The following is a 14653-nucleotide window of genomic DNA, read 5'->3' as shown; positions in this document are numbered from 1 at the left end:
CCGGCCGCCCCCGAAAGTCCCTACTGTCAGGCCCACGATGACACTTGTGTCAGCGATGTCCTGGCACATGACACCGGTGGAGCCCGGCGGTTTCACACACGTTCGCGGAGAGGGTGGGAGACGGGGGCGACGGAGCGGTGAGTGGGCTCAGTCCTCGTCGCCCCAGGTGGCCCAGACCGACTCGGCCTCCTCGATGCGCCCAGCGCGGTCGAGGGCCCGGGCCAGCGCCGCCGCGACCTCGACCTGCTCCTCGCGCATCCCGGCCTCGCCGAGGGCGTCGAGCGACCCGCGGAGCACGGGCTCGGCGTCCGCGAGCCGGCCCGCCTCGGCGAGGAGGACGCCCCGCTCGGCGTGCAGGACGAGGGCGAAGTCGCCGCCGACGAGCGCCGCCGCGGCGTCGAGCCGGGCCAGCGCCTCGTCGAACCGGCCGGCGCCGGCGAGGACGTGCGCACCCTCGCGCAGGACGTCGGGCTCGAGGACCTCGGCGTCGAAGGGCTCCTTGCCGTGCCGCTCCTCGGGCAGCCGGGCGGCGAGCACCGCGACGTCGGCGAGCACGGCGTCGAGCGCGGCGATGCCGCCGTCGACGTCACCGGACTCGGCGCGCACCGCCGCGCGTGAGCGCAGCGCCTCGAGGAGCACCGGCAGGGTCTCGCTGCGGCGGGCCAGCGCGACGGCCGCGTCGAGGTCGGTCGCGGCGACGTCGAGGTGGCCGCCGTCCCAGGCCGCGGTGCCGGCGCGGTAGCGCGCGTGGCTCGCCTCCTCGATCCGGCCGCCCTGCTCGAACGCGTCGCCCGCGACGACGAACGCCCCGCGCGCCGGCTCCCAGGCACCGAGGGCGAGGGAGGCGTTGCCGAGCGCCCAGGCGGTCGGGCCGACGAGCTCCGGCGCGTCCCGCCGGACCACCGGCAGGGCCGCGGCGAGCAGCTCCACCGCCTCGGCAGGCCGCCCCTGCTCCACCCACGAGAGGCCGAGGTGGCGCTGGGCGACCGCGAGCGAGAGCGGGTCGCGCAGCCGCACCGCGAGGGCGAGAGCGTCCGCGGCGCGCGGCTCCAGGCCCTCCCAGTCGGCGCGGTCGACGAGCAGGTCGCACCACGCGAAGAGCACCGACGTGCGCGTGCCGTCCGGGACCCCCGGGGCGGCGGCCGCGCGCTCGTAGAGACGGTCGGCGGTGTCGAGGTCGCCGGCGGCGCGGGCCACCCGGGCGTGCAGGTCGAGCGCCTGGACCGCGAGCACGGGATGCCCCGCCGCGAGCTCCTCGGCGGCGTCGAGCAACCGGTGCCCGGCCGGGAGATCACGGGCGAGGACGAGGGGAGCGGCGTCGAGCAGGCAGAGGGCCCGGCGGGCCGGCTGGCCGAGGCGTGCGTACGCGTCGGCGGCGCGCAGCAGGTGGTCGGCGGCGTCGTCCGGGCGGGCCGACAGCGCGTACCAGCGCTGGCTCGCCGCGGCGGTCTCGGTCCATCCGCGGGCCTCGAGCGCGTCGACGGCGTCGAGGACGCGGCGTCGCGCCCGCTCCACCTCGGGAGCGCCGGCGCCGAAGGAGGCGGCGGCCTCGCGGGCGTCGAGGACGAGCAGCTCGCAGCGGGCGTGCGCGACGCCCTCGTCGTCGAGCCCGCGCCCGGCCGCGGCGAGCGCCTCGTCGAGACGCAGGCGCTCGCGCACCGGGTCGCGCAGCAGGTGCACGGAGCTGCGGTCGAGCAGGGCCGCAGCCGCCCGGTGCGCCGGCTCGGTGAGCAGCGGCAGTGTCTGCTCGCGGGTCTCCAGCCAGCCGTGGAGCAGGCGCTCGAGCGCAGGGTCGAGCGTGCGTCGCCACGCCCGCGCGCGCTCGGCGAGGGCGACGACCTCGGCACCGCTCGCCGCCGCGCGCAGCCCGGCCTCGCCGGTCGGAGGCAGCGGCAGTCGGGTGGGCGGCAGCGCCGGACCGGGGGAGACGGCCCGGTCGTCGTGGGCTCGCTCGAGGGCCGCTCGGTCCTCGTCGTCGGCGCAGAGCCCGCGGGCGAGGTCGTCCAGCCGGGCGCGGGCGGCCTCGACGTCGTCGTGCGCGACGCGCGACGGCACCATCCCGAGGCGCATGCCGTGGCCGAGGGTCCAGGCGGCGGACGCGGCGAGCCATCGGCGCTCGGTGGGGTCGGTCAGCGCCTCGACGCGGTCGACGCGCGGCAGGAGGAGGTCGAGGGCCCGGTCGGTGTTGCCCATGAGGACGACGGTGCGCAGGCACGCGGCGAGGCCGACGCCGTCGTCCGGTGTCGCGGAGAGCACCGGCCACGCCTCGCGCCAGCCCGCGACGGCGGCGTCGAGGTCGCCGGCGCGGGCTGCGGCCTCGGCGTCGAGGGCGGTCGCGCGCGCCCGGTCGACCTCCGCGCGGTCGGGGCCGGAGCGGACCTGCGATGCCTGCGCCATGGGCTCGATGGAACCAGATCGGTGCGACGATGTCGCGAGGAGGTGGCGGATGTCGGGCGAGGAGGCCGGGCGGGCGGCGGCGCGAGCCGGGTTCGCGGAGTTCGCCTCCGCCCACGAGGGGCTCGCGGTCCGGTCTGCCGTGCTCGTCTGCGGCGACGCGCGGACGGGCGAGCGGGTCGCGCTGGAGGCGCTGACCGCCGTCGCGCGCGAGTGGGCCGTCGCCCGCGAGGAGGGGCCCGAGGCCGCCCTGCGGCGGGAGCTGCACCGCCGGGCCGTCGCGGCCGCCGAGCACCGCCCGCCCCGTGACGGGGACCTCGAGCCGGTCCCGGTGCCGGACGACGCCGGGGACGCAATCGAGGCCCGACGCACCTCCGTCCGACAGGCGCTCGCCACGCTCACCCCGCGGCAGCGCTCGGTCGCGGTGCTCACCTGGCTGGAGGACCGGCACCCCGGCGACGTCGCGAGCGTCGTCGGCCGTCCCCTCGAGGACGTGCACGCCGACCTCGGCACCGCCGAGGACGCCCTGCGCGTCGCATCCACCGGGGCGACCGGCGACGACGCCCATCCCTGGGCGCTGCTCGCGCTCGTCGCCGACGGGGTCGAGGAGCCGCCGCTCGCGGCGGCCGCGGAGGAGACCGCGGCGCGGAGCCGGCGGGTCCGACGGCGCGGCGCGCTGCTCGGCGGAGCGGTGCTCGTCGCCGGCGCGGCGGCTGCCGTCGCCCTCGGCGGCGACCCCGAGCCGCCTGCGCCCCGCCCGAGCCCGACGACCAGCGAGGGCGACGGGCGCCTGACCCGCCTCGAGGTCGCGGGCATCGGCGTCTACCTCGCCCCGGTCGACGAGGAGCTGCTGCCGCCCTATCCCGACGCGCCGGAGCTGGCCCTGCCGGGGCGGCTCGGACCCGGTACCGACCGCCCGCTCGAGCTCCTCTCGGCGGCGGGCTCGAGGGCGTCGGTGCGCGCCGCGTTCCTCGTCCAGGTCGAGCCGGCCCGCTACCAGCCGGTCCTCTTCCTCCCGCGGCAGACCCCCGACGGCCTCCTCGTGCCGATGGCGCCGCTGCGTCCCACGGCCGACACGGCCGGCGCCCGCGGGGTCCCGCTCGGGCCGCGCACCATCGACACCGACCGGCACCGGCTGGTCTTCGCGCAGCCGGGTGCGGTCGTCATCCTCGAGGTGCGCAGCGCCCGGACCTTCCGCATCCCGGTGCGCGACGAGAACCTCGTGACCGCCGGCTGGGCCCCGGACGGGCACACCGTCGTCGCGACGAGCAGCACCGGTCGCTGGCTCGTCGACACCCGGCGCGGCACGGTGGTGCGGGCGGGGGGCGAGGTCGTGCCGGGCTGGGCGGACATCGGGGTCTCGGGTGGCCGGCCGATGATCCGCACCTTCTCCGGCGCCGGTCGCCTGCTGTCGCTGCGCTCGCTCGACGGCCCGGAGATCGACGCGTACGGCGAACCGATCTCCAACATCGAGGGATGGGCCTGCCGTGCGACGTTCTTCGGCGCCTCCAACGCCACCCTCGGCCGGATGCAGGGGCTGATGGCCGCGCAGTCGGACGTGCGCCCGCAGCCGCGCATCCTCGCGGCCCCGAACGACGCGCCGCTCTTCGCCTACCGGCCGCTCGGGTGGGGGCCGCGCGACACCGTGCTGCTCGAGTCGCGCTCGGTCGGCCGGGACGGGCCGGTGCGCCGGCTGCTGGCGTGGGACGTCATCGAGGGACGGATGTACCGGGTCGCCGAGCTCGACGCCGTCGCGCGCTACTCGCCTGACACACAACCCTTCACGGGCGCCTGGGCGCTCTGACGCGCCCGGGGGCTCAGGGGATCGGGCCGGTCGCCCGTGGGCGCGACGGGTCCGCGATCCAGCCGCTCCACGACCCGACGTAGGGCACGGCGTCGATGCGGACCTCGTGCAGCGCGAGGGCCATCTGCGCGGCCGTCACGCCCGAGCCGCACGACGTGCCGACGGGGGTGTCGCGGTGCACGCCGGCCGCTGCGGCGACCTCGCGGATGCGCGACGGCGGCAGGAACGTCCCGTCCGCGGTCAGCATCTCGGTCATCGGCAGGTTGACGGCCCCCGGCACGTGGCCGGCCTCGGGGTCGATGGGCTCGACCTCGCCGCGGTAGCGCTCGGGCGCCCGCACGTCGAGGAGCACCCCGTGGCGGGCCATCGCAGCGGCGCCGTCGGCGTCGAGCACGGGGACGGACCCGGCGCGGACGACGAGGTCGCCCGGCTCCGGTGACGGCACCTCCGTCGTGACGGGCTGCCCGGCGCGCTGCCAGGCCGCGAGGCCGCCGTCGAGGACGCGCACCTGCGGGTGCCCCGCCCAGCGCAGCACCCACCACGCGCGCGCCGCCGAGAGCGACGTGCGCTGGTCGTAGACGACCACGGCGTCGTCGTCGCCGACCCCGCACGCCCGCAGCGCGGCCTGGAGCACCTCGGGGTCGGGCAGGGGGTGGCGCCCCTGCGCGCCGGGCGGGCCGGCGAGCGCGGTGTCGAGGTCGAGGAAGGGCGCCCCCGGCACGTGGCCGGCGGCGTACAGCTCGCGCCCGGGCGTCCCGGTCAGCGCGTACTGGACGTCGAGGACGCGGACCTCGCCGCGCGCCAGCGCGGTCGCGAGGTCGTCGGCGGTGATGAGGGCGCTCACCCGGCCATCCAACCACCGGTCCGCGGCGTCGGGCGGGTGCGCGAGGATGACCTCGTGCCTCGTCCCGTCCGGCTCGTCCTCGTCCACGGCTCGCAGCTGAGCCACGCGATGTGGGCCCGCTACGAGGCGCTCCTCGGCCCGGACGTCGAGCTCGTCCTGCCGGACCTGCCGGCGCACGGGGCCCGCCGCGGCGAGCCGTTCACCTGGGACGGCGCGCTCGCGGTCGTCGGGGAGGCCGTCGAGGCCGGTGACCCCGACGTGCCCGTCGTCCTCGCCGGTCACAGTCTCGGCGGCTACCTCGTGATGGCGTGGGCCGCGCGGCATCCCGACCGGCTCGCCGGGCTGGCCCTCCTCGGGGCGTCGGCGGTGCCGGCCGGCCCGGGAGCCGCGCTCTACCGCGCGATCGCCGGGGTCGAGCAGCGGCTGGGCGCCGACCGGATGTCGCGCGCGCTCGACCGGCAGTTCGACACGATGCTTCCGCCGGCGTTCGCCGCGCTGCTCAAGGAGGCCGGCTACGGGTTCGACGGCATCCCCGCCGCGTGGGCCGGTGTGATGGGGGAGTGCCGCCCCTCGATGCTCGCCGAGGTCACCGCGCCGGTGCTGCTCGTCAACGGGCAGCTCGACCAGCTGCGCGTCGACGCAGGGCGTTTCCGCCGTGCCGCGCGCTCGGCCCCGTGGGTCCACGTCGTGACGGTGCCGCGCGGGCTGCACGTCTTCCCCCTGACGCACCCGGCCGAGACGGTGGCCGCCCTCTGGGAGCTCGTCTCCTGGGCTCGGGGTGGGCCCGTGGGCGACGGGGTCAGCGAGCGTCCAGCGCCCTGACCCGGCGCGCGCCGGCCGTGAGCCGGTACGAGGTCTCGACGAGCTCGGCGACCTCGTCCCAGTCGGTGCCGGCGTCCAGGTCGAGCCCGAGCCATCCCGACGGCCCGAGGTAGGCCGGGACCCACACGCGCGGGTCGTGGAGGAGCGCCTCGCGCTCGGCGGGGTCGGGGAGGACGAGCAGCGCCTGCTCGTGGCTCTCCCAGGCGCCGTCGACGCGCCGCGAGCCCCCGAAGTACGCGAAGACCTTCGTCGTGAAGAACGCCGGGTGCCCGTGGCTGACCTTCTCGGCCGCGTCCGGCAGCGCGAGCGCCACCGCGCGCAGGCGGTGCAGCAGCGGGTCGTCCTCGTCGAACATCGGCGGGTGCGCCATCGCGTCACCGTAGCCGCCGATTCACGCATCCCGCCCTCCCTCGGTGACAATGGACGGCGCCATGACCGCCACCACCGCCCCCACCACGCCCGCTCCCGTGCTGCCGCCGCTGCGCATCGGCAAGCACGTCGTCGAGTCGCCCGTCGTCCTCGCGCCGATGGCCGGCATCACCAACCGCGCCTTCCGGCGGCTGTGCCGCGAGTACGGCGCGGCCGGGCTCGAGGCCGGTGGGGCGTCCGGTGCGACGAGCCTCTACGTCGCCGAGATGGTCACCTCGCGCGCTCTCGTCGAGCGCACCCCCGAGACGATGCGCCTCATCTCGCACGACCCGCAGGAGCAGCCGCGGTCGGTGCAGCTGTACTCGGTCGACCCCGCGACCGCCGGGCTCGCCGCGCGGATGCTCGTCACCGAGGACCGCGCCGACCACATCGACCTCAACTTCGGCTGCCCGGTGCCCAAGGTGACGCGCAAGGGCGGCGGCTCGGCCCTGCCGTGGAAGACCGACCTGTTCCGCGGCATCGTCCGCGCGGTCGTCCGCGAGGCCGCGCCGTACGACGTGCCGGTGACGGTCAAGATGCGCATCGGCATCGACGCCGACCACGTCACCTACCTCGACGCCGGGCGCATCGCCGAGGCCGAGGGCGCCTCGGCCGTCGCGCTGCACGGGCGCACCGCCGCGCAGTCGTACTCCGGCACGGCCGACTGGGAGGCGATCGCGCGTCTCAAGGAGGCCGTGACGACGGTGCCGGTGCTCGGGAACGGTGACATCTGGTCGGCCGAGGACGCGCTCGAGATGGTCCGGCGCACCGGCTGCGACGGCGTCGTCGTCGGGCGCGGGTGCCTCGGGCGGCCGTGGCTGTTCACCGACCTCGCGGCCGCGTTCGCGGGCTCCGACTACCGGGTCGAGCCGGGCCTGCGCGAGGTGACGTCGGTGCTGCGCCGGCACGCCGAGTACCTCGTCGACTTCTACGACGGCGACGAGCTGCGCGGCTGCCGCGACATCCGCAAGCACATCGCCTGGTACCTGAAGGGGTTCCCGGCGGGCTCGACGGTGCGCAACCAGCTGGCGCTCGTCGACTCGCTCGCCGCGCTCGACGACCTCATCGCGACGATGGACCTCGACGCGCCGTGGCCGGGGGAGCCGGCCGAGGGGCCGCGCGGCCGGGCCGGCTCGCCCCGGGTCGTCGCGCTGCCGGAGAACTGGCTGCTCTCGCGCGAGCTCGACGACGCCCAGCGCACGCAGGTGGCCCAGGCCGAGCTGTCGGTCTCCGGGGGCTGACGCGCCGTTCCGTCCGCGTCAGGCGTGGTCGGTGTCGCGCCCGAAGACGCCGACGGCGATCCAGGCCAGGGCCACGACGACCCCGCCGATCGCGGCGTAGCCCTTGGGGGCGCCGCCGTCGAAGAGCGCGAAGCTCGCGCCGTAGAGCAGCGTGATGGCGAGGGCGGCGAACGAGAGGTAGCGGCGGTTCATGGCTCCGACCCTACGGGCGGCCCCGTCGCGGCCGGGTCCACCGGGAGGTGGACCGGCGGGTCCACCACCCGACCGGCGGGAGCCCTCCCGGAAGCTTCCGCGGCACGCAGCAGCCTTGCGGTGGCGTGGGAGGTCCTGCGTGCCGGCTCGGGGCTGCGCGGTGTCGGTGGGGCGCGGCAGGATGGCCCGCGTGAGCGAGTCGACGGGGACCCCTGGTGGCACGGCCGAGCGGCCGGCGCTGTTCTTCGCCGACGCCGCCGAGTTCGGGCGCTGGCTCGCCGCGCACCACGACACCGCGCCCGAGCTCTGGATGGGGCTGTGGAAGAAGGACTCCGGCCGCGGGGGCATCACGTGGGCCGAGGCCGTGCGCGAGGCCCTGTGCTGGGGGTGGATCGACAGCCGCGCCGAGCGCATCGACGACGAGGCACGCCGCCAGCGGTGGACCCCGCGCCGCAAGGGCAGCAACTGGAGCGCCGTCAACGTCCGCGCCGTCGAGGAGCTGACGGCGCAGGGCCGGATGCAGCCGAGCGGCCTCGCCGCCTTCGCCCTGCGCCGCGAGGACCGCACCGGCACCTACTCCTTCGAGCAGCCCGCGGCCATCCTCACGCCCGAGCAGGAGGCCGCCCTCGCCGCCGACCCGGCGGCCGCCGCGTTCTGGGCCGTCGCGACCCCCGGCTACCGCAAGATCGTCACGCACTGGCTGCAGGACGCCAAGCAGCAGGCCACCCGCGACAAGCGCCTCGCCGAGCTCGTCGAGGACTGTGCCGCAGGGCGGCTCGTCAAGTTCCAGCGCTACGGCACGCCGCCGTCCTGGGTGGCTCGGGCCGCTGCCGCCGCCGAGGCGGCGCGCGGGTCGTAGGCTCCGGCGGGTGACCTACTCCGCGCACGACCGTGAGCGCTGGGTCGCCGAGGACCCGGCGCAGAAGCGCTCGGACCGCGACGACTTCGCCCGCGACCGGGCCCGCCTCCTGCACTCCTCGGCGCTGCGCCGGCTGTCGGCCAAGACGCAGGTCGTCGCGCCGTCGTCCGACGACTTCGTGCGCAACCGGCTCACCCACTCGCTCGAGGTCGCGCAGATCGGCCGCGAGATCGGCGCCGCGCTCGGCTGCAACCCCGACGTCGTCGACACCGCCTGCCTCGCGCACGATCTCGGCCACCCGCCGTTCGGGCACAACGGCGAGTCGGCGCTCGACGCCGTGGCGGCCGGCATCGGCGGGTTCGAGGGCAACGCCCAGACCCTGCGGCTCCTGACCCGGCTCGAGGCCAAGCGCTCGCACGCCGACGGCCGTCCGGCCGGGCTCAACCTCACGCGGGCCAGCCTCGACGCGGCGACGAAGTACCCCTGGCGGCGCGGCGGCGGCCCGACGCCGACGACCAAGTTCGGTGTCTACGACGACGACCTCGACGTCTTCACCTGGTTCCGCGCCGACGCCCCTGCGGGCCGCCGGGCCTTCGAGGCCGAGGTGATGGACTGGGCCGACGACGTCGCGTACTCGGTGCACGACGTCGAGGACGCCATCGCGTCGGGCTGGCTCGACCCGCGTCGGCTGCGCGACGGCGCCGACGTCGACGCCGTGCTCGAGGTCGCCGGCCGCGTCTACGAGCCGGGCCTGGGCGCCGACGCCCTGGGCGCCGCGCTCGAGCGCGTCCTCGCGACCGGGGCGGTGCCTGAGGTCCACGATGGCTCGCGGGCCGCTCTCGCCGCGCTCAAGGACATGACCTCGCGGCTCATCGGCCGGTTCGCCGTCGCCGTCGAGGTCGCGACCCGGGCCGCCCACGGCGACGACGCCCTGGCCCGGCACGGCGCGACCCTCGTCGTCCCCGCCGAGGCCCGGGCCGAGTGCGCGGTGCTCAAGGCCGTCGCCGCGCACTACGTGATGCTCGCCGCCGAGCGGGTCGCCGTCTACGAGATGCAGCGCGAGGTCGTCGCCGCGCTCGTCGACGCCTACCGCACCGACCCCGCCCGGCTCGACGCCGACCTGCGCGCCGACCTCGACGCCGCGGCCGACGACGCGGCCGCCCTGCGGGTCGTCGTCGACCAGGTGGCGTCGCTGACCGACGTCCGCGCGCTCGCGCTGCACCGGGCGTGGTCCGCCGCCCGACGGCCTGACGCCGGCACGACCTAGACTCGGCAGCGGACGAAGGGAGGTCGGGTGCCGGGTCTCATCAAGGCGGAGGACATCGCCGCGGTCAAGGAGCGGTCCTCCATCGAGGACGTCGTGCGCGACCACGTCACGCTGCGCGGTGCCGGCGTGGGGTCCCTCAAGGGCCTGTGCCCCTTCCACGACGAGAAGACGCCGAGCTTCACGGTGCGCCCGGCGGTCGGCAGCTACCACTGCTTCGGCTGCGGCGAGGGCGGCGACGTCATCAGCTTCGTCCAGAAGGTCGAGCACCTCACCTTCTCCGAGGCCGTCGAGCGCCTCGCCGCCAAGGTCGGCATGGAGCTGCGCTACGAGGAGGGCGGCGGCCCGCGCGAGGGTGGCGTCTCGCTCGGCAAGCGCTCGCGGCTCGTCGAGGCGCACCGGGTCGCCGAGGAGTACTACACCGGGATGCTGCTCGACCGGGCTCGCTCCGACGCCCGGGTCGGGCGCGACTTCCTGCGCGAGCGGGGCTTCGACTCCACGGCCGTCGAGACCTTCGGGGTCGGGTTCGCGCCCGCCGACGGCGACGCCCTGACGCGGCACCTCCTGCAGAAGGGCTTCACCGACGACGAGGTGACCACGGCCGGCCTGAGCGGGCGCGGCAGCCGCGGCCTCTACGACCGCTTCCGGGGCCGGCTCGTGTGGCCGATCCGCGACACCACCGGCGACACGGTGGGCTTCGGGGCCCGCCGCCTCTTCGACGAGGACCGCATCGCCGCCAAGTACCTCAACACCTCCGAGACCCCCATCTACAAGAAGGCGACCGTGCTCTACGGGCTGGACCTCGCGAAGAAGGCCATCGCCACCGACCGGCGCGCCGTCGTCGTCGAGGGCTACACCGACGTCATGGCGGCGCACCTGGCCGGCGTCGGGGGAGCCGTCGCCACGTGCGGCACCGCGTTCGGCGTCGACCACGTCAAGCTGCTGCGCCGCATCATGCGCGACGAGGCCGACCACGCCCCGGCCCGCGTCGTCTTCACCTTCGACGGCGACGCCGCCGGGCAGAAGGCCGCGATGAAGGCGTTCGGCGAGGACCAGCGCTGGGCCGCGCAGTCGTTCGTGGCCGTCGCGCCCGAGGGGATGGACCCCTGCGAGCTGCGCCTCGCGCGCGGCGACGCTGAGGTGCGCGCCCTCGTCGACGACGCCGTGCCGATGTTCGAGTTCGCCGTCCGCACGACGATCCGCCGCTTCGACCTCGAGACCGCCGAGGGGCGCGTCCAGGCGATGAAGGCCGTCGCGCCGATCATCGGCTCGATCCGCGACACCAGCCTGCGGCCCGAATACGTCCGGACGGTCTCGGGCTGGCTGGGTGTCGAGGTCGAGCAGGTGGCCGACGCCGTGCGCCGTGCGGGCAAGCTCGCCGTCCCCGACGACGGGCCGGAGCGCCGGCAGACGGGCACCGACGAGGTCGCCGAACCCGGTCCGGGAGAGGGCGGCCCGGCGATGCCGATGCCCGACCTGCGCGACCCGGTCGTGGCCGCCGAGCGGCAGCTGCTCCAGACGATGCTCCAGTACCCGTCGCAGTACCCGGAGTCCGTGCTCGACGGGCTGCCCACCGAGGCGCTCACCGCGCCCGCGCACCGGGCGGTGCTCGACGGCGTGCGCATCGCCGCGGCCGCCGGCCACCGCACCGGCTCGACGGCCGGCTGGGTCGCCGCGGTCGGCGAGGCCGTCGCCGCGCCGGTGCGTCCGCTCGTGGCCGAGCTGTCCGTCGCGCCGCTGCCGGTCCGCTACGACGCCTCCACCGGGATGCCCCCGCAGCGCTACCTCGACAGCCTCGCGACGGGGGTCCGGGACGCTCACCTGACCCGGCGCATCGCCGACGCGATGGCCTCGCTGCGACGGGTGCAGAACGACCCCGACGTCGACGCCGAGGCACTGCGCGAGCGCACGACCGCCCTCCACGCCCTCGAGCTCGAACGGGTCCGCCTGCGGCAGGGGGTGTCGTCGTGAGGCTGCGCTGGACGGGCCTGCGCGCCCCCGCCGTCCCCGCCGACGTGGCCGCCGCCGTCGACACCTCCGGTGGCGAGAAGCTGCTCGCCTGGGCCACGGACGGTCTCGGCACGACGCTCGTCGCCGGGCGCCACCGCCTGTACGTCGTCGGTGCCGGTCAGGGGGAGGGGGCCGCACTCGTGGTGCGGAGTGCCCGCCCCTGGCACCTCGTCGACGCCGGCCTGTGGAGCGAGGACGGCGTCCTGCGCATCACGTGGGTCGACGACGAACCGCCGCTGCGCGTCGCCCTCACCGAGCCGGGGATGTTCCCCGAGACGCTGCGCGAGCGGGTGCAGGCGTCGGTGGTCCTCGCCGAGACCATCGAGGTCGGTCGCAAGGGCACCGCCAAGGTCGTCGTGCGGCGTGACCTCGCGACGAACGCACTGCTCAGCCAGGCCGTCCTGGGGCGCGGCGTCCGCATCTCCGACCCCGGCGTGGCCGACGACGTGCAGGCCGGTATCGACCGCGTCCGCGAGCAGGTCGGGCTGGACTGACCCCGATTTCGGCGGGCGGCCCAGGTGTTGCTATCGTTGCGGCGCTGCTGCGGCGACCCTGCGGCAGCACTTTCCCCTGTAGCTCAATTGGCAGAGCAGCCGACTGTTAATCGGCAGGTTGTTGGTTCGAGTCCAACCGGGGGAGCGGGATAGAAGGGCCTCTGACCAGCGGAAACGCCGGTCAGAGGCCCTTTCGCTTACTTGCTGCATCGGATATGCATCGTTTGCACGCGTGTGCAAAGAAGTCTGTTGGGATGCCCAGCGTCTGCTCCTGGCGGGTTCCGCTGGAGCTTGGCGAGGCGCGTGCGCGCTGACAACCGTGTCCTCCGCGCGTCACAGGAGGCATCGTCGGGAAGACATGCGGGTCCACTGGGACCCTCCCTAAACCATTAGGGGAGCGAGGAGGTGGTCGTATGCCGGTCACTACTGAGCGACACCTGGAGTCGTTGGCCACAGCGGCGCGCAGAACGGGAGTGAGTGTCAAGACGCTGCGGCGACGGATCGCGGCGGGGGAGCTCTCTGCGTACCGGAGCGGTCGGCTCATCCGGGTCGTGGCAGGCGACGTAGATGCTCTGTTCGTCCCAATACCAACGCTCCGCGCAGTGGGCGAGGGCGCGGCTGCCCGTTGGGGTGCGGCGCGCCGCTCATCCGTCTAGCGAGGTTGTGCCGCGTTTCGCGGACAGCCCTCGATAGCCGGGGAGTGATGCGGCGGGTTAGGGAGGCAAGTCGGACCCGCCTACGCCGCCTCGTTAGCGGCGAAGTGGGGCACGTGCCGAACCGCGCGCTTATCCCGATGAGTACTGGCTGCCGCGCCGTCGTGCGCGAGGCATCGGCACGGCTGTCTCCATTGATGGCGACATCGAGCCAGGGTTCAGCTGCGAGTGCCACGCCGGCTCCCGAGGGGTTCTCCGGGAGCCGGCGCGCGTCGCTAAGTGTCAGAGCGCCGCGTACACCGCTTCCTCGAACTCGCCGTAGGTGCGCCAGGCGTCGTTCTCGGTGATGAAGGGCAGGGAGTTGGTGTAGATCGAGGCGCAGATGCCCGTCGTCCGATCGACCCAGAAGTGGGTGTTGAACAGCCCGGCCCAGGCGCCGCTGCCTGCGCGGCGTCGTCCCGGGACGTCCTGGGTGTTGATCATTAGTCCGTAGCCCCAGGTCCAGCCTGGTCCGACGTGGAGGGTGTCGGTGGTGGCCGGATCGGCGGTCGGGATCTCCTCGGGGAACGGGATGTCACCGATCTGGCTGCGGAAGGCGTCATCGACCGTCTCCTGGCGGAGGATTCGGGTGCCGTCGAGCTCCCCGCCGCGCAGCAGGGCCCGCTCGAAGCGGATGTAGTCCCGCGGCGTCGAGTAGAGGCCGTGGCCACCGGCCCACCAGTCCGGTTCCTGGTTGAGGATCTCGCCGGCGGAGGTCCAGCCGCCGTCTCCTGGCACGTGGACCGTCACGAGGTTCTCGGTGCGGCCGGCGTCTAGCCGGAACATCGTGTCGTGCATGCCGAGCGGTTCGGTGACGTGTTCCTTCACGACGACGTCGAGCGTCGCGCCGGCGACCGCCTCGACGACCCGTCCGAGCCAGTCGGTGTTGATGCCGTAGACGAACGCCGTCCCGGGGTCCGCCGTCAGGGGCGCCTTGAAGGCGTCCATGGATCCGGGGACGACGTTGGGTGTGCCGGTGGCGGCCTCGAACCGGACCAGGTCCTCGTTCCAGAACCAGTAGCCCAGGCCGGTGGTGTGGGTGACGAGCTGGTGCACTGTCGCCTTCGTCGCGGGTGCCCGCAGTCGGGGGGTGTCGCCGTCCCACCCGTCGAGCACCTGGACGTCGGCCCACGCGGGGACGTACTCCTCGATGGGAGCGGCGAAGTCGAGCTCGCCGCGTTCCTTCTGCTGCAGGGCGCAGGTCGTCGCGACCATCTTGGTCATGGACATGATCCGGAACTGGGTCGATGTCGTCACCGGGTCCTCGGACTCGCCCTGGATGCGGACCCCCGCTCCTCCCTCGTAGAACACCCCGTCGGCGTCCGCCACGATGGCCGCGACGTGCGGGACGGCACCTCGCTCTACCGCCGCCGCCAGCACCGCGTCGATCGCCTCGCCGTTGATGCTCCTCGTCATCGCGAACCTCCTCGTTCAGGCCGTCCGCGCCGTTGCGTCCGGTCACGGATGACGCTGCCCCACCGTCGTCCGGCGGGAAACCGACGGACGTCAGCAGTTCGGCGCCGCCGACCCGCCACCTGGCGGTGGCGCCACCACGAGACCGCCAGGAACGCTGGCCAGTGCTGCTCGCCGCGGCTACCGTGCGAGAACCGGGCATCACCCACCGCGGAC

13 protein-coding genes and 1 tRNA gene are annotated in these 14653 nt (G+C 75.3%); 9 read left to right on the top strand and 5 right to left on the bottom strand.

Features of this window, described 5'->3' with window-relative positions:
* Positions 1–147: 147 nt before the first annotated feature.
* Positions 148–2397 (bottom strand): hypothetical protein, encoded by a 2250-nt coding sequence (locus J3473_RS18595; RefSeq protein WP_207025300.1) that lies wholly within the window; start codon positions 2395–2397, stop codon positions 148–150.
* Between the two features lie 49 nt (positions 2398–2446).
* Between J3473_RS18595 and J3473_RS18590 the strand changes: the two genes are divergently transcribed.
* Positions 2447–4198, top strand: coding sequence for an RNA polymerase sigma factor (locus J3473_RS18590; RefSeq protein ID WP_207025299.1), 1752 nt, complete (start codon positions 2447–2449; stop codon positions 4196–4198).
* A gap of 13 nt (positions 4199–4211) precedes the next feature.
* On the opposite strand, the gene J3473_RS18585 is transcribed toward J3473_RS18590, so the two are convergent.
* Positions 4212–5042 carry a sulfurtransferase gene (locus J3473_RS18585; RefSeq protein ID WP_207025298.1) on the bottom strand — a complete coding sequence of 277 codons (831 nt, stop codon included), beginning with the start codon at positions 5040–5042 and terminating at the stop codon, positions 4212–4214.
* A 54-nt stretch (positions 5043–5096) separates the two neighbouring features.
* Here J3473_RS18585 and J3473_RS18580 point away from each other — a divergent pair, with 54 nt between their 5' ends.
* Positions 5097–5864: an alpha/beta fold hydrolase gene (locus tag J3473_RS18580; protein ID WP_207025297.1), complete on the top strand. Its 768-nt coding sequence runs from the start codon at positions 5097–5099 to the stop codon at positions 5862–5864.
* On the opposite strand, the gene J3473_RS18575 is transcribed toward J3473_RS18580, so the two are convergent.
* The gene (locus J3473_RS18575; RefSeq protein WP_242525962.1) at positions 5842–6234 is read right to left on the bottom strand and encodes an MmcQ/YjbR family DNA-binding protein; all 393 of its coding nucleotides are present in this window, start codon (positions 6232–6234) and stop codon (positions 5842–5844) included. The genes J3473_RS18580 and J3473_RS18575 overlap by 23 nt on opposite strands.
* Positions 6235–6295: 61 nt before the next feature.
* Between J3473_RS18575 and dusB the strand changes: the two genes are divergently transcribed.
* The gene (dusB, locus tag J3473_RS18570) at positions 6296–7513 is read left to right on the top strand and encodes a tRNA dihydrouridine synthase DusB (RefSeq protein ID WP_207025296.1); all 1218 of its coding nucleotides are present in this window, start codon (positions 6296–6298) and stop codon (positions 7511–7513) included.
* Positions 7514–7531: 18 nt separating this feature from the next.
* Here dusB and J3473_RS18565 read toward each other — a convergent pair whose 3' ends face one another.
* Positions 7532–7705: a hypothetical protein gene (locus J3473_RS18565; RefSeq protein ID WP_169742091.1), complete on the bottom strand. Its 174-nt coding sequence runs from the start codon at positions 7703–7705 to the stop codon at positions 7532–7534.
* 181 nt (positions 7706–7886) lie between these two features.
* On the opposite strand from J3473_RS18565, the gene J3473_RS18560 reads away from it, so the two are divergent.
* The 6 genes from J3473_RS18560 to J3473_RS19690 all read left to right on the top strand — a co-directional run bounded on the left by J3473_RS18560 (position 7887) and on the right by J3473_RS19690 (position 12988).
* Positions 7887–8564, top strand: coding sequence for a YdeI family protein (locus J3473_RS18560; RefSeq protein ID WP_207025295.1), 678 nt, complete (start codon positions 7887–7889; stop codon positions 8562–8564).
* Between the two features lie 10 nt (positions 8565–8574).
* Positions 8575–9831 carry a deoxyguanosinetriphosphate triphosphohydrolase gene (locus J3473_RS18555; RefSeq protein WP_207025294.1) on the top strand — a complete coding sequence of 419 codons (1257 nt, stop codon included), beginning with the start codon at positions 8575–8577 and terminating at the stop codon, positions 9829–9831.
* A gap of 27 nt (positions 9832–9858) precedes the next feature.
* Complete coding sequence (gene dnaG / locus J3473_RS18550; RefSeq protein ID WP_207025293.1) at positions 9859–11799, top strand: DNA primase; 1941 nt, start codon at positions 9859–9861, stop codon at positions 11797–11799.
* Positions 11796–12332 (top strand): hypothetical protein, encoded by a 537-nt coding sequence (locus J3473_RS18545; protein ID WP_207025292.1) that lies wholly within the window; start codon positions 11796–11798, stop codon positions 12330–12332. Before dnaG ends, J3473_RS18545 begins: the two co-directional genes overlap by 4 nt.
* A gap of 72 nt (positions 12333–12404) precedes the next feature.
* A tRNA-Asn gene (locus tag J3473_RS18540) sits at positions 12405–12477 on the top strand.
* A gap of 268 nt (positions 12478–12745) precedes the next feature.
* Positions 12746–12988 carry an excisionase family DNA-binding protein gene (locus J3473_RS19690; protein ID WP_207025291.1) on the top strand — a complete coding sequence of 81 codons (243 nt, stop codon included), beginning with the start codon at positions 12746–12748 and terminating at the stop codon, positions 12986–12988.
* Positions 12989–13267: 279 nt separating this feature from the next.
* Here J3473_RS19690 and J3473_RS18530 read toward each other — a convergent pair whose 3' ends face one another.
* The gene (locus J3473_RS18530) at positions 13268–14440 is read right to left on the bottom strand and encodes a serine hydrolase (RefSeq protein ID WP_207025290.1); all 1173 of its coding nucleotides are present in this window, start codon (positions 14438–14440) and stop codon (positions 13268–13270) included.
* Between the last annotated feature and the right edge of the window lie 213 nt (positions 14441–14653).

This window comes from Phycicoccus sp. DTK01 (genome assembly GCF_017312765.1).
GTDB classification, from domain to species: Bacteria; Actinomycetota; Actinomycetes; order Actinomycetales; family Dermatophilaceae; genus Phycicoccus; species Phycicoccus jejuensis.
The sequence above is the reverse complement of the archived record's forward strand: the minus strand, read 5'-3'. Positions and strand labels throughout refer to the sequence as shown.

Coding starts and splice junctions, on each gene's coding strand:
- J3473_RS19690 (WP_207025291.1), top strand. CDS start 12,746: ATGCCGGTCACTACTGAGCGACACCTGGAGTCGTTGGCCACAGCGGCG.
- dusB (WP_207025296.1), top strand. CDS start 6,296: ATGACCGCCACCACCGCCCCCACCACGCCCGCTCCCGTGCTGCCGCCG.
- J3473_RS18530 (WP_207025290.1), bottom strand. CDS start 14,440: ATGACGAGGAGCATCAACGGCGAGGCGATCGACGCGGTGCTGGCGGCG.
- J3473_RS18595 (WP_207025300.1), bottom strand. CDS start 2,397: ATGGCGCAGGCATCGCAGGTCCGCTCCGGCCCCGACCGCGCGGAGGTC.
- J3473_RS18565 (WP_169742091.1), bottom strand. CDS start 7,705: ATGAACCGCCGCTACCTCTCGTTCGCCGCCCTCGCCATCACGCTGCTC.
- J3473_RS18560 (WP_207025295.1), top strand. CDS start 7,887: ATGGCCCGCGTGAGCGAGTCGACGGGGACCCCTGGTGGCACGGCCGAG.
- J3473_RS18575 (WP_242525962.1), bottom strand. CDS start 6,234: ATGGCGCACCCGCCGATGTTCGACGAGGACGACCCGCTGCTGCACCGC.
- J3473_RS18590 (WP_207025299.1), top strand. CDS start 2,447: ATGTCGGGCGAGGAGGCCGGGCGGGCGGCGGCGCGAGCCGGGTTCGCG.